Annotated in this window: 13 protein-coding genes; 6 read left to right on the top strand and 7 right to left on the bottom strand. The window is 43.1% G+C overall.

The window, feature by feature from the left end:
- Positions 1-40 precede the first annotated feature (40 nt).
- The 3 genes from fabI to mgtE all read right to left on the bottom strand — a co-directional run bounded on the left by fabI (position 41) and on the right by mgtE (position 4,273).
- Entirely contained in the window at positions 41-817 is a 777-nt protein-coding gene (gene fabI / locus D3H55_RS23255) for an enoyl-ACP reductase FabI (protein ID WP_119549704.1), read from the bottom strand.
- 200 nt (positions 818-1,017) lie between these two features.
- Positions 1,018-2,880 (bottom strand): monovalent cation:proton antiporter family protein, encoded by a 1,863-nt coding sequence (locus D3H55_RS23250; protein ID WP_119549703.1) that lies wholly within the window; start codon positions 2,878-2,880, stop codon positions 1,018-1,020.
- Between the two features lie 16 nt (positions 2,881-2,896).
- On the bottom strand, positions 2,897-4,273 hold the full coding sequence (gene mgtE, locus D3H55_RS23245) for a magnesium transporter (RefSeq protein WP_119549702.1): 1,377 nt from the start codon (positions 4,271-4,273) through the stop codon (positions 2,897-2,899).
- Positions 4,274-4,552: 279 nt separating this feature from the next.
- On the opposite strand from mgtE, the gene prpE reads away from it, so the two are divergent.
- Entirely contained in the window at positions 4,553-5,317 is a 765-nt protein-coding gene (gene prpE / locus D3H55_RS23240) for a bis(5'-nucleosyl)-tetraphosphatase PrpE (protein WP_119549701.1), read from the top strand.
- A gap of 189 nt (positions 5,318-5,506) precedes the next feature.
- Here the strand turns inward: prpE and D3H55_RS23235 are convergent, their stop codons facing one another.
- The 4 genes from D3H55_RS23235 to D3H55_RS23220 all read right to left on the bottom strand — a co-directional run bounded on the left by D3H55_RS23235 (position 5,507) and on the right by D3H55_RS23220 (position 8,524).
- Complete coding sequence (locus tag D3H55_RS23235) at positions 5,507-6,379, bottom strand: RluA family pseudouridine synthase (RefSeq protein ID WP_119549700.1); 873 nt, start codon at positions 6,377-6,379, stop codon at positions 5,507-5,509.
- 24 nt (positions 6,380-6,403) lie between these two features.
- A complete protein-coding gene (locus D3H55_RS23230) occupies positions 6,404-7,201 on the bottom strand; it encodes an NAD kinase (RefSeq protein ID WP_119549699.1) in 798 nt (265 codons plus the stop codon).
- 54 nt (positions 7,202-7,255) lie between these two features.
- Positions 7,256-7,906, bottom strand: coding sequence for a GTP diphosphokinase (gene yjbM / locus D3H55_RS23225; protein ID WP_119549698.1), 651 nt, complete (start codon positions 7,904-7,906; stop codon positions 7,256-7,258).
- A gap of 240 nt (positions 7,907-8,146) precedes the next feature.
- Positions 8,147-8,524 (bottom strand): UPF0738 family protein, encoded by a 378-nt coding sequence (locus D3H55_RS23220; RefSeq protein ID WP_119549697.1) that lies wholly within the window; start codon positions 8,522-8,524, stop codon positions 8,147-8,149.
- Between the two features lie 108 nt (positions 8,525-8,632).
- Here D3H55_RS23220 and D3H55_RS23215 point away from each other — a divergent pair, with 108 nt between their 5' ends.
- The 5 genes from D3H55_RS23215 to D3H55_RS25565 all read left to right on the top strand — a co-directional run bounded on the left by D3H55_RS23215 (position 8,633) and on the right by D3H55_RS25565 (position 12,078).
- The gene (locus D3H55_RS23215) at positions 8,633-9,259 is read left to right on the top strand and encodes a CYTH domain-containing protein (RefSeq protein ID WP_240628764.1); all 627 of its coding nucleotides are present in this window, start codon (positions 8,633-8,635) and stop codon (positions 9,257-9,259) included.
- A 28-nt stretch (positions 9,260-9,287) separates the two neighbouring features.
- Positions 9,288-9,941, top strand: a complete 654-nt coding sequence (locus tag D3H55_RS23210; RefSeq protein ID WP_119549696.1) for a lytic transglycosylase domain-containing protein — start codon at positions 9,288-9,290, stop codon at positions 9,939-9,941.
- 208 nt (positions 9,942-10,149) lie between these two features.
- Positions 10,150-10,548, top strand: coding sequence for a globin domain-containing protein (locus D3H55_RS23205; protein ID WP_119549706.1), 399 nt, complete (start codon positions 10,150-10,152; stop codon positions 10,546-10,548).
- A 5-nt stretch (positions 10,549-10,553) separates the two neighbouring features.
- Positions 10,554-11,411, top strand: coding sequence for a ClpXP adapter SpxH family protein (locus D3H55_RS23200; protein WP_119549705.1), 858 nt, complete (start codon positions 10,554-10,556; stop codon positions 11,409-11,411).
- Between the two features lie 481 nt (positions 11,412-11,892).
- Positions 11,893-12,078: a hypothetical protein gene (locus D3H55_RS25565; protein ID WP_119549695.1), complete on the top strand. Its 186-nt coding sequence runs from the start codon at positions 11,893-11,895 to the stop codon at positions 12,076-12,078.
- The last annotated feature ends 103 nt before the right edge of the window (positions 12,079-12,181 follow it).

The following is a 12,181-nucleotide window of genomic DNA, read 5'->3' as shown; positions in this document are numbered from 1 at the left end:
AAAAACCGTCCAAAGGCTTTCTGCCTTTGGACGGATGAGATTAACCCATTATATGATATCCCGAATCCACGTGGATATTTTCCCCGGTGATGCCGCGGCTCATGTCACTGAAAAGGAACACTGCTGTATCCCCTACTTCTTCCGGAGTGGTATTCTTTCTAAGCGGTGCTCTTTCTTCAATTTCTTTAAGGATTGTGTTGAAGTCACCCACCCCTTTTGCAGACAGGGTCCTGATAGGTCCTGCTGAAATGGAGTTGACGCGTATGCCTGATTTACCCAGGTCGCTGGCTAAATACTTCACGCTGGCATCCAGGGACGCTTTAGCCACTCCCATGATGTTGTAGTTTTCAAGCACTCGTTCTCCGCCGAGGTACGTCAATGTGACGATGCTTCCTCCTTCAACCATCAGGTCCTTTGCTGCTTTCGCAACAGCTGTCAAGGAGTAGGAACTGATATTATGGGCAAGCAGGAAGCCGTCCCTTGTCGTATTCATATAGTCGCCGGACAATTCTTCTTTTTTCGCAAAAGCGATACAGTGTGCTATGCCATGAATGGTACCTGCTTCTTCTTTGATTGTCTGAAAGCATTTTTCGATGTCGTCATCGTTTGTTACATCACACTGAAGAAAAAGGGAGTTGTCACTGCCTTCCAGTGTCCCCGCCAAATCTTTGACGCTCTTTTCAAATCTTTCTCCTGCATATGTAAAGATCAATCTAGCTCCTGCCTGATGCAGGCTTCTGGCAATGCCCCAGGCAATGCTTCGCTTATTTGCCACGCCCATTACAACATATGTTTTACCTTCTAATGAAAGAGTCATGTGAAATCCTCCTAGTTTATCTCGTGATTATTACAAGTTATTAGTACCTGATACTAATTTTATCCCATTTGCTACAGGAAAGAAAGAAAAAAGAGAAAAAAGATGCTAAATGAGTCTGTTTATCCATGTTATATCCATATTCAGCCCCGGGAATTCTCCAAGTTTGAAAAAACCTCCTGCCCAATGGACAGGAGGTTCGATTAACAGTATTCACAGAATTCCAATTCACGCTTCAGTTCATCCACATATTCCTTGGATCCTGTAACAATCAAGCGGTCGTTCATATGAAGTTCAGTATCTCCATGCGGAACGATGGAGTCTTTCCCTCTAAAGATCCGTACGAAGATTACATCCCCAGTGAAAGGGAATTCCCTGAGGCTCATGCCTTCAAATTGTATGTTGAGCATCTTGATTTCATACAGGGATGTTTCCTGATTCGTAAAGATATTCATCACGGATGGAGACTCGATTAAAGCTTTGAGAAGGGCTTTTGTAGAAAGCATCACAGAAAATACTTCAATCTCCTGATCTCTCAGCATCTCTTCAAGATCAGGGCTTTCCACCCGCACAATGACCCGGTCAATGCCTGCCTCTTTGGCAGCAATGGCAAGGGTCGCATTCTGTTCTTCATCTCCCGTGGAAATGACGATGATATCCGTGTCGAAGATGTTATTTTCCTCAATGGTACTTAATTCATAGTTTTCTATCTCGGTAATGTCGAATAAAGAATCTGAAATACTCCGGTTCGACTTATCCTGTCTGGTATGATACAGAACTGGAACATAAAGTGCCGACTTTAGCTCACGTGAAACGGGAAGTGTCATCTGATTAGCGCCTAGGAAGGCAACTTGGATCTGTTTCTCCTCGCCTGCTTCTTTTGGGAACATTTTCTTGAAGACTACCGGTGTCACCAGGCATGTAATGACGGCAACCAGGATCAATGTACCACTCATTTGAGCTGTTATGATTTCCATTCGTTCAGCAATTTTAGCAGCAGCGATTACCAGTGACAAAGTTGATGTCAGCAGAAATGCCGAAGCAATAGTCGTCTTCGTGTCGTACCATTTTCTCAATAGATAAACCGGAAATAGTTTCGAAATCAGGAATGCCAGCATCAGCAATGGAATCAATATCAGCATTTTCGGATCACTTAAGAGTGACCATAATTCCAATTCAACCCCGACCATCACGAAGAAAATCGGAATCAGGAATCCGTAACCGAAAGAATCCAGTCGATGAACCATTTCCTGTGGAGGCGATAGGAGGGAAACCAGTACCCCGGCAAGGAATGCTCCAAGGATATTTTCCGCCCCGACTGATTCGGATACACCGACAAGCAGGATGATCAGAGTGAAAATCGCCCTCGTCCCGATTTGGACCGTACCTGTTGAAAGTGTCTTCATCAATTGATTGTTTTTGAACCTTCTGCCCAGGAAGTATAACAAAACCCCTGCTCCGAATAACAGAAGCAGCAGCCACATGTTGCCGTGGCCTTCTCCATAAAGCGACACGAAGACAGCAAGCAGGATCATTGTGACTAAGTCAGCAATTACAGCCACAAGCAATATAATCTGGCCAATGCCGCTTTTCATTATGTGGGCTTCCTTTAAAGTAGGAACCACAACTCCAAGGGAGATTGTTGAAATGATAAGAGTCATTAAGAACGCATTATCTATCAAGCCTGCCAGAACAAACAAATAGGATAAAGCCAGTGAAACCAGGAAGATGCCGGCAAATATGATCATGGAAACCTTCAGCCTGTTTGGTTCCTGCTTTCCATTAGGCAGGATCTCTTTCTTTTTCCCCTTGTTGGAGAATGCAGAAAAGTCTATTTCCAATCCGCTTAGAAACATCAGGAAGATAAAGCCGAGTGTGGATAATGTCTCCAGCCACACATCATATTGAACCATATCAAAACCGCTGCGGCCTATAATCAATCCTACGATGATCTCGGCAATGACCACCGGTATAAAGTTAAGCCTCAGCCTGTGAAGCAGGATGGGTGTTATGAATGCTGCAAGAATTACAATAACCAATGATGCCACTGATGCACCGTGTTCCATCATTTCTCCCCCTTTTCTACACTAGATAGTTCATAAATAGTGTTGCCATTCCAAAATATATCATGATGCTAATAATGTCATTGATCGTTGTGATGAAAGGTCCAGATGCTACTGCCGGGTCGACCTTGAGCTTGTGCATCAAAAGCGGGACAAGTGATCCTGCAAGAGTAGCCACAATCAGGGATACCAGTATTGAAACTCCAACAAGAAATCCTAGAAATAATTGTCCCTTCCATACGTATACAGTAATCATGACAACTATTCCACAAACAGTCCCGGTTATCAGCCCGGTCCCTGCCTCACGGATGACAAGCTTCCATTTACTTTCTTCTTCCAAGTCTCCTGTAGCTATACCTCGTACCGCAACTGCCAGGGCCTGTGTTCCGGTATTACCTGCCATGCCGGCAATCAAGGGGATGAAAACAGCAAGGATAGCCACTTTATCCAATGTTTCCTCGAATCTGCCAATCAAGCTTGCCGTGAACATACCGAGGAATAATAATGCTATAAGCCAGGGCAGCCTTTTTTTAGCAGCAGTGAACGGGTTACGGTCGACCGTATCCACATCAGAGATACCTGCGAGCTTGGAATAGTCATCTGAAGCCTCTTCATCAATGACATCAATAATGTCATCGACAGTGATGATGCCAAGTAAATGGTGTTGAAAATCAACAACAGGCAAAGCCAGGAAATCATAGTCCCTCATTGTTCTGGCGACAGCTTCCTGATCTTCCCCTACTGAAACGGATACGACACGATCACTCATCACATCGGCTATCATCGACTCATCATCACTGACAATCAGATCACGCAGGGATATCACACCCGCCAGCCGTTTTTCTTCATCCACAACAAATATATAGTAAATCGTTTCTGCATTTGGCGCCTCTTTCTTCAGGATGGTCATAGCAGAACGTACCGTCTGATTCGCTTCTATTGCGACAAACTCGGTGGTCATGATACTTCCAGCAGTATACTCCTCATAATGAAGAAGCTCTTTGATTTCCTTAGCTGAGTCATCATCCATGATGGTCAGATAACTTGCGACCTGGTCTTTGTCGAGTTCATTCAACACATCCACAGCATCATCCGCATACATGTTCGATAGCATGTCCGCTGCATAAGATGGTGTCATCTCGGCAAGGATATCCTGATATTCAGTTTCATCTTTGTCGAGACTTTCGAATAGTTCCGCCATTTCCACCGGAGAAAGATATTGATACATTTTTAACCTTAAAGAATCATCGATCTTCTCGAAATATTGTGCTCTGTCATATGAATGGAGAGCAATGAACTCTTCCCGGAACTTCTCCATCTCTTCATTCTGAAGGGCAGAGGTCAAGTAATCCCCGTCCAATTGGACTTCTCTCTTTTCTTGATTTTCTGCAGGCATCGGCGTACCCTCCTTACCTGTAAATATTGTTCGATATGATACGTAAGATATATTATGAAATAAACAGTATACTTCCTTCTTCCTAATAAAAAAAGTAAAGTGCTGTTTAAATGTTAAATTAAAGAGAATTATTACTAGTGTAAAATCAATTTTATTTTATCAGGATAACTATACAGTCCTAATAATACTAGCAAAACTTTAAAAAATTGTCGCCTTATAAATTTATGTTTGGAAAAATTAGATACTGAGCTATTCTGTTCAGGACAGAAAGGAGAAAATATGAAGCTTGATATAATCGGTGATATACATGGCTGTTATGATGAGTTCAAAGAGTTGACTGTGAAACTGGGGTACCAATGGGATACCGGAATCCCCATCCATACTGCGGGACGCAAGCTTGGATTTGTCGGTGATTTGACTGACCGCGGCCCCCGCTCCTTAAAGGTAATTGACACTGTTTGGAAGCTCTTTAAAGAAGATGCTGCATACTATGTGCCCGGCAATCATTGCAATAAACTTTATCGATATTTTTTGGGCAATAATGTAAAAATCCTTCATGGGATGGAAACGACAGTCGAAGAATTAGGAAAACTCCCTGAAACAGAAATAGAAAGGTATAAGGAGATGTTCATTGAACTGTATGAAAGCTCTCCTCTTTACCAGCGGCTTGATTCCGGAAAGTTGATCATAGCGCATGCGGGAATCAAGGAAGAATTTATAGGAAAACAGGATAAAAGAGTAAAAACCTTTGTCCTATACGGGGATATCACAGGTGAAACCAATGATGACGGTACTCCTGTGCGCAGGGACTGGGCTTTTGACTACAAAGGGGAAGCGTTTATAGTGTACGGCCATACCCCATTCTCTGAGGTAAGGGAAATCAACCGAACCTATAACATTGATACAGGGGCCGTCTTTGGCGGGAATCTTTCCGCTCTTTCCTATCCGGAAATGACCATTGAAAGCGTGAAGTCCAGTATGCCATATATCGCTGAAAAATTCCGGGATGTGAATCCGGATAGAAAACAAAGGACCCTTAAATAGATGGACAGTTTTTTCATCCATTGCCGCTTCCGGAAACCTTTCGAAAGACACATCTCCCCTGGCTTCCAGGAGTTTCGGTTACAATCAGGCAGAGAAACCCCTTTCCTTTGACTCCTGCATTCATAGGCAGCAACATATAAGAATTGAAAAAAGCAGCCTGCTGGATGACAGTCAGGCTGCTTTCTTATCTTAAACCAGCAGTGTTTCCATATCATTGGGAAGCTTGGCTGTAAAGTTAAGGCTTGTTCCTGTGATAGGCTGTGTAAATGAAAGGGAAAAGCAATGAAGCGCCTGTCTCTCCATCTTCCCGCAATCCCCGCCATATAAAGTGTCACCAAGGAGAGGGTGGCCCATATGCGACATATGGACCCTTATTTGGTGGGTTCTTCCGGTTTCCAGACTAAGTTTGAGATGGGCAAACCCTTCACACTGATGAACCACCTGAAAATGTGTCACAGCCGCTTTTCCATCTGCCCTGACTTCCCGTTCGATAATTGAACTTTCTTTTCTTCCGATCGGTTCATTCACCGTTCCTTCTTTGTTTGGAAAGAAACCCTCAGCCAGGGCTTCGTAGGACCTTTTGATTTCCCTCTTCTTCTGCTGAAGGCTCATCAAGTGATGAATATGCCTGTGCTTGGCGATCAAAACGAGTCCTGATGTGTCCCTGTCCAGCCTTGTCACAATGTGTACAGCCGAATCCACACCGGTTCTCTTATAGTATCCGGTAATGGCATTTGCCAGGCTTCCATCCGGATGCTCCCTTGAAGGGATAGTCGTCATATATGGCGGTTTATTGACCACAAGGATATCCTTATCTTCATATACCACCGCAAGATCGAGATTTTCAGGTTTAAGGTTAGGGCTTTTTGGCTCAGGAGGAAATTGTACAGTCAAGTGATCTCCTGTTTCAAGGCTGTACCGCACTGTCACTTCCTCCTCGTTTACAGCGATCCTTCCTCCTGCAAACTTAATGTCTGTCAGCATTCTTTTAGAAATATGCTGCCTGTTAAGGAAGGTTTTGATGTCCACCCCTGATTCGCCGCCGGATATCTTCCATTCCATACTATAATGGGCCACAGAGGACTCTCAGTCGTCGGCGATAAAGGAGTCCCTGACTCTTTTCCAGAAAGGGAACGGCCTGAATCTCGCAAATCGGATTTTTTCATCAGCCACTCTGTACTGGATCGATTTAACATCTTTATGCAGCAGTGTCAGGTGGTCCACTGTGATCATGAAGTCCGGTACATTGACAGGTTTCAGCATGCAGGTGTGATGTGCCGGCAGGATCAGCGGCGACCCGATTGTCCTGAAAACCCGGTTATTGATGGAAGCCATTTCAGCAAGCTGGATTGCAGGAATGGAAGGGTGAAGAATCGCACCATTCAATGCTTTATTATAAGCTGTACTTCCTGAAGGGGTTGACAGACATAATCCATCCCCCCTGAACCGTTCGAAATGCTGTCCCCTTATTTCTATATCCATGACCAAAGTTCCTTCAACACTCTTGACCGTTGATTCATTCAGCCCTAAATACCTTGTCTCCTTCTCTCCATTCTGATAGCGGATGATCGTTTCAAGAAGAGGGTATTCAATAACCTGATAAGGGGTCTTGGCTATGGCAATGACCAGTTTCTCGATTTCTTCAGGCACCCAGTCCGCATAGAATCCAAGGTGCCCGGTATGTACACCGACAAATGCGGTCTTGTCCAGTCTGGAACTATACCGGTGAAAGGCATATAGCAGCGTACCATCCCCTCCAACAGAAATAACAATATCCGGCTCTTCTTCATCATAAATCAGTTCAAAGTCCTGCAGATAGGTACGCATTTTGTGCATCAGCGTGTTGGACTTTGAATCTCCTTTAGAAGTGATTGCAAATTTCATTACAGCTACACCCTTTTTTTAGTTTCTATTTCCCTCTTAGAAAAAGGAGGAAACTTATTGTCCCTTCGACTCCCGCCTTTTCTCTTCCTGTTCTTTTTTATTGGAAAAGAACCTTTGTGCTTCCTGGATTTCTTCCCTGATCAATGACATTTCCTCATCGAGCCTGAATGCAGCCTCGGCTGCCCTCATCAGCCTTGTCCTGATTTCCCCGGGGAATTGGCCGCGGTACTTATAATTGAGAGAATGCTCAATCGTTGCCCAAAAGTTCATTGCCAGTGTTCTGATCTGGATCTCAGCCAGGATGAGTTTCTCTTCATGGACGGTTTGGACTGGATATTCAATGACCACATGATAAGAACGATAACCACTTGGCTTCTTGTGAGAAATATAGTCGCGCTCTTCTACTATCCTGAAATCGTTCCTCGCCCTCAATAAATTGACAACCGCGTGGATATCCTCGACAAATTGGCACATCAGCCGAATACCGGCAATATCCTGCATCTCGCTGCCGATTTTATCCAAAGAGATTCCTTTTTGGTTAGCTTTATCCAGGATACTGGCTATAGGTTTGACCCTTCCTGTAACAAATTCTATGGGGGAATGGCTGCGCTCCAGCTCATAAAGTCCCCTCATCCCCTTGAGCTTAATCTTTAGTTCATCTACTGCCTGTTTGTAGGGTCCCAGAAATTGATCCCAATGATTCATACGTTCACCTCTTAATGTAAGGCTCTTTTCGAAAACTTGGCTGTTATATGTATTGAGTTCCACAAACATTTTCCTGATTCACTTAAAAAATCCTGAATAACAAGAAAGAAAAGTGCTGCTCTTCCTATTCAAAGATATAACCCTTGGGTTCCCAGGGGGAAATCCGGCATTTGGGATTTTTCGCTGTCAATACTAATTATGCATAAACAGTATATTGTAAGGCTTTCAGGAATAGCTCAATTAAGCTTTTTCCAGAAAGACTGCTTCTACCTTTTTCACCATTTCTTCACCATAATTGCTGTTGCCTTCAATGTTTTCAATCAGGAATTCCAACTCATGATGAAGGCCCTCCAACTCAAATTGAATCTCTCCCAAACCGGCAAAGACCGGCAGCTTTTGTTCGAATGCACTCTTTAAAGCTTCCCAGCATTCTTCCTGTATATGTATGAGTACGTAGTCTTCTTCAGACTCTGCAAAATAGACAAACGAGAAATTATCCGAGTCCACAAGTACCTGCCCTGCAGGCTTCAAATTGGATTCTGTAACCTCATCACTGCTATGCAGAACTAACTTCTCCTCAAGAAGGTCAGGCTTTGTTAAGTGTATTTTTTTTCTCATAAGATGTATGGTCCCCTTTCAATGCTTTATGCCTTTTATTTTAACACATATAACCGCCGTTCATCTAAGATTGAATCGGGTAATCTGAAAGGGATTCTCTTACACAGTATGGTAAACTTAATAAATATAGCTGTGAAAAAGAAGGGAACGGATAATATGCCTGAAGAAATTGAAATAGAATTCAAAAATATGCTGAATGAAGAAGAGTTCGATCGGATAAAAGTGTATTTCTCAATGACCAAGGATGACTTCACACTGCAAAATAATCATTATTTTGACACTCCTTCCGGGCGCTTGAAAGACCACCAATGCGCCCTGCGGATCAGAGAAAAGAACGGCACATTTGAATTGACCCTCAAACAGCCTGCAGAAACCGGGCTGCTGGAAACCAATCAACCCGTCAATGAGCAGACTGCAACCCAGATGCTGGAACATGGAATCCTGCCACCTGGTGAAGTCTCTGAAGCTCTCCACAGGCTCGGCATAAATCCAGATAATCTGAGCCATTTCGGTACTCTATCGACCAACCGGGCAGAAACGGAATATAATGATGGTTTAATGGTGCTGGATTTCAGTTCCTATTTAAACAAAGAAGATTATGAGTTAGAATATGAAGTGAAAGACAGGAGGACAGGGGAAGCCATTTTCTCTGAATTCCTTGAAAGCATGAAGATTCCCTTCCGCCCTGCCGATAATAAAATTAAAAGATTTCTAAGAGCTGCAAATTCCAACTGACGGTTCTTAAAAGGAGATACATAAGAAAATGAATGTGCAAATGTTGAAAACGATGATTGAACTCCAGGCGCTCCAAGGTTTCAATTCTGCATCCTCTCAGCAGGGAACCGGCAGCAGTCCTTCCATGTTCCAACAAATCCTGGATGAGACGCTTGCCAGTCAGTTGAACGATAAACAATACCAATCAAGATTAGGCTCGGTCAGCCAGATGATCCCTTTGTTAAAAACGAATAATTATCTGATGAGTAAAGGCGCGGCTTCTTATATTTCCAATACTTCACCAGTAACATCAAGCGCTGGTAAAGACAGCTCCATTGACCAAATCATCACCAGTGCAGCTGAAAAGTATAATCTTCCTAAAAAGCTGATTTCAGCTGTGATCAGCCAGGAATCCAATTTCAATCCTGACGCTGTCAGCCATGCTGGAGCCTCCGGTCTCATGCAGCTCATGCCGGCTACTGCGCGCGGCCTTGGGGTAACGGATGTTTTTGATCCGCAGCAGAATGTTTTTGCCGGCACCAAGTATCTCCGCCAAATGATGGATAAGTATGATGGTAACCTTGAGTTAGCCTTGGCAGCTTATAATGCCGGACCTGGGAATGTAGATAAATACAATGGAATTCCCCCTTTCAAGGAGACAATCGCCTATGTTCAAAAAGTTTCCAATAAGTATTTCGCCTAAGAATTTTTCTTATCACCAGCCGTCCACATACAGTGTGGGCGGTTTTTTTCTGCATGATCCACCCTTCTCCCGCCACCTTCTGCCGAATGTCCAAAATTATTTCGCAGATACTATAGATAAACCTAAGCTTACCGAAGCTATTTGTTTGAGATATTTTTCAGCGATTGCTAAAATAAAACAAACAATCAATGCAAAAAGGAGTCTACTTATGGAGAAACATAAGACGCCATATGGAATGATTGGCGAAAAAAAGCTCTCAATGCTTGTAGATGCTTTTTATGCAAGAGTGGGGAAACATCCCGATTTAGTCCCAATATTTCCAAGTGACTTGTCTGAAACCGCAAGAAAACAGAAACAGTTTCTTACACAGTACTTAGGCGGTCCCCCTTTATATACAGAAGAACACGGCCATCCAATGATGAGGGCCAGGCATTTAAATTTTGAAATAACACCAACAAGGGCAAAAGCATGGTTGGCATGTATGAGCGAAGCAATGGATGAGGTCGGTCTTGAAGGGCATTTTCGTGAAGAGTTCTTTTCCAGGCTCGTACTGACAGCCAGACATATGGTAAACTCACCTGACCCGGCAAATGGTGAAGAAAGTTGAGCAGCATGATCAATCATAATAACCTTCAAAGGTGCCGGCCTGACAAGAAACCATTAGAAATTTATATGTTCATCGACCCCCTTTGCCCTGAATGCTGGGCATTGGAGCCTATCCTTAAAAAGCTGCACCTTCAGTATGGTCAATATTTCAGAATTAAAAATGTCATAAGCGGCAAATTGACTTCTTTGAATCTGACGAACAAGAAGAAACAAGAAAACATCGCTGATAAATGGGAAAAGACCGCAAGCCGTTCGGGGATGTCGTGTGACGGGAACGTTTGGTTTGAAAATCCAATTGACTCCCCTCACCTCGCTTCCATTGCCATAAAAGCAGCAGAGCTGCAGGGACGACATGCCGGGATCCGTTTCTTCAGGAATCTCCAGGAAAATCTCTTTCTCGGAAAGCAAAACGTATCGGACCTGGAAGTGCTAACCGGAATTGCCCGCAACAGCAAGCTGGATGTTGAGGAGTTCAATAGTGACATCCATTCAGAATCTGCTTCCAAGGCCTTTCAATGCGATTTGAAGATCACAGCAGAAATGGATGTTGATGAAATTCCTACTTTGGTATTTTTCAATGAAAACATTGAAGATGAGGGCATCAAGGTAACTGGTATGTATCCGTTCGAGGTCTATGTCCAGATCTTGGAAGAAATGCTTTCCTCACGGCCTGAGCCCCAGCCGCTCCCGCCGCTGGAACAATTTTTGGAATACTACGGTACGGTGGCAACAAAAGAAATTTCAGTTGTATATGATATGAGTACGGCACAGGTTGAAAAGAACATGAAGAAGTGGATGCTGCAGAAGAAGGTCGAGAAAATACCTGCCAAGCACGGGACATTTTGGAGATATCTCTCTTCTTAACAAACAGTATACTAAGATAAGAATATAAAGAGAAAACCCGTTGTCCGAGGACAACGGGTTTTCCTATACAAACAAAGGGGATGGGAGAAATTTTTCACGGTCAAACAAAGGGGTATATGTTTGTTGTGATCAACTTCTTGTACATAATATAGCATGAGACAACTTGTATGTGCAAGTCGTTTGTTTATTATTTCACAATATTGTCAAATAGTTTTTTGCTTTCCCCCGTCTTTTTATAGGTTACTATGCGAAACCTTTGCTGCTTTTAAATTTCAACTTCATATAGTACCCTGTCATGTCACTGATAAAAGTGATAAGAGACACCCTTATCACTTTTTGTTTAGCTTTTGGTTTTTTGGAAGCCTATTGAGACTTCAGGAGAAAAATCCGGCTCTTAAGTTCAATAACTTTGAAAACAATACGGAATTTCCAGAGGGACACCTCATATAATTTTAGTGATACTTCTTTAGGAGGCTTGTTTATGATGAAACATCAATGGAAATTGTCTTTACTGATCTTGTTTATTGTCCTATCCTTTACCATAAATATCTTCGGGCTGATGCATCTCTACCCAATATACTTAACCTCACCACTTTTATTCCTATCCCTCCTCCTCATGGTCCACTACATTAATAATCGAAAAAAGTTTAGAGGCTTTAAATCTTAACAGTATTTATACGTTTAAAGCGGGATTCATCAGAGCAGCGGTACGTCCGCCGTAAAATTGAAGAGCTTACTTTAGCTCCCTTTTTAAAAAGTTGATGTCCCCC

Origin of the sequence: Bacillus salacetis (assembly GCF_003581585.1) — a bacterium.
GTDB lineage: Bacteria > Bacillota > Bacilli > Bacillales > Bacillaceae_B > Rossellomorea > Rossellomorea salacetis.
The sequence above is the reverse complement of the archived record's forward strand: the minus strand, read 5'-3'. Positions and strand labels throughout refer to the sequence as shown.

Bases quoted from the DNA above. Each gene is read 5' to 3' on its own strand.
- fabI (WP_119549704.1), bottom strand. From the start codon at position 817: ATGACTCTTTCATTAGAAGGTAAAACATATGTTGTAATGGGCGTGGCA.
- D3H55_RS23250 (WP_119549703.1), bottom strand. From the start codon at position 2,880: ATGGAACACGGTGCATCAGTGGCATCATTGGTTATTGTAATTCTTGCA.
- mgtE (WP_119549702.1), bottom strand. From the start codon at position 4,273: ATGCCTGCAGAAAATCAAGAAAAGAGAGAAGTCCAATTGGACGGGGAT.
- prpE (WP_119549701.1), top strand. From the start codon at position 4,553: ATGAAGCTTGATATAATCGGTGATATACATGGCTGTTATGATGAGTTC.
- D3H55_RS23235 (WP_119549700.1), bottom strand. From the start codon at position 6,379: ATGGAATGGAAGATATCCGGCGGCGAATCAGGGGTGGACATCAAAACC.
- D3H55_RS23230 (WP_119549699.1), bottom strand. From the start codon at position 7,201: ATGAAATTTGCAATCACTTCTAAAGGAGATTCAAAGTCCAACACGCTG.
- yjbM (WP_119549698.1), bottom strand. From the start codon at position 7,906: ATGAATCATTGGGATCAATTTCTGGGACCCTACAAACAGGCAGTAGAT.
- D3H55_RS23220 (WP_119549697.1), bottom strand. From the start codon at position 8,524: ATGAGAAAAAAAATACACTTAACAAAGCCTGACCTTCTTGAGGAGAAG.
- D3H55_RS23215 (WP_240628764.1), top strand. From the start codon at position 8,633: ATGGTAAACTTAATAAATATAGCTGTGAAAAAGAAGGGAACGGATAAT.
- D3H55_RS23210 (WP_119549696.1), top strand. From the start codon at position 9,288: ATGAATGTGCAAATGTTGAAAACGATGATTGAACTCCAGGCGCTCCAA.
- D3H55_RS23205 (WP_119549706.1), top strand. From the start codon at position 10,150: ATGGAGAAACATAAGACGCCATATGGAATGATTGGCGAAAAAAAGCTC.
- D3H55_RS23200 (WP_119549705.1), top strand. From the start codon at position 10,554: ATGATCAATCATAATAACCTTCAAAGGTGCCGGCCTGACAAGAAACCA.
- D3H55_RS25565 (WP_119549695.1), top strand. From the start codon at position 11,893: ATGATGAAACATCAATGGAAATTGTCTTTACTGATCTTGTTTATTGTC.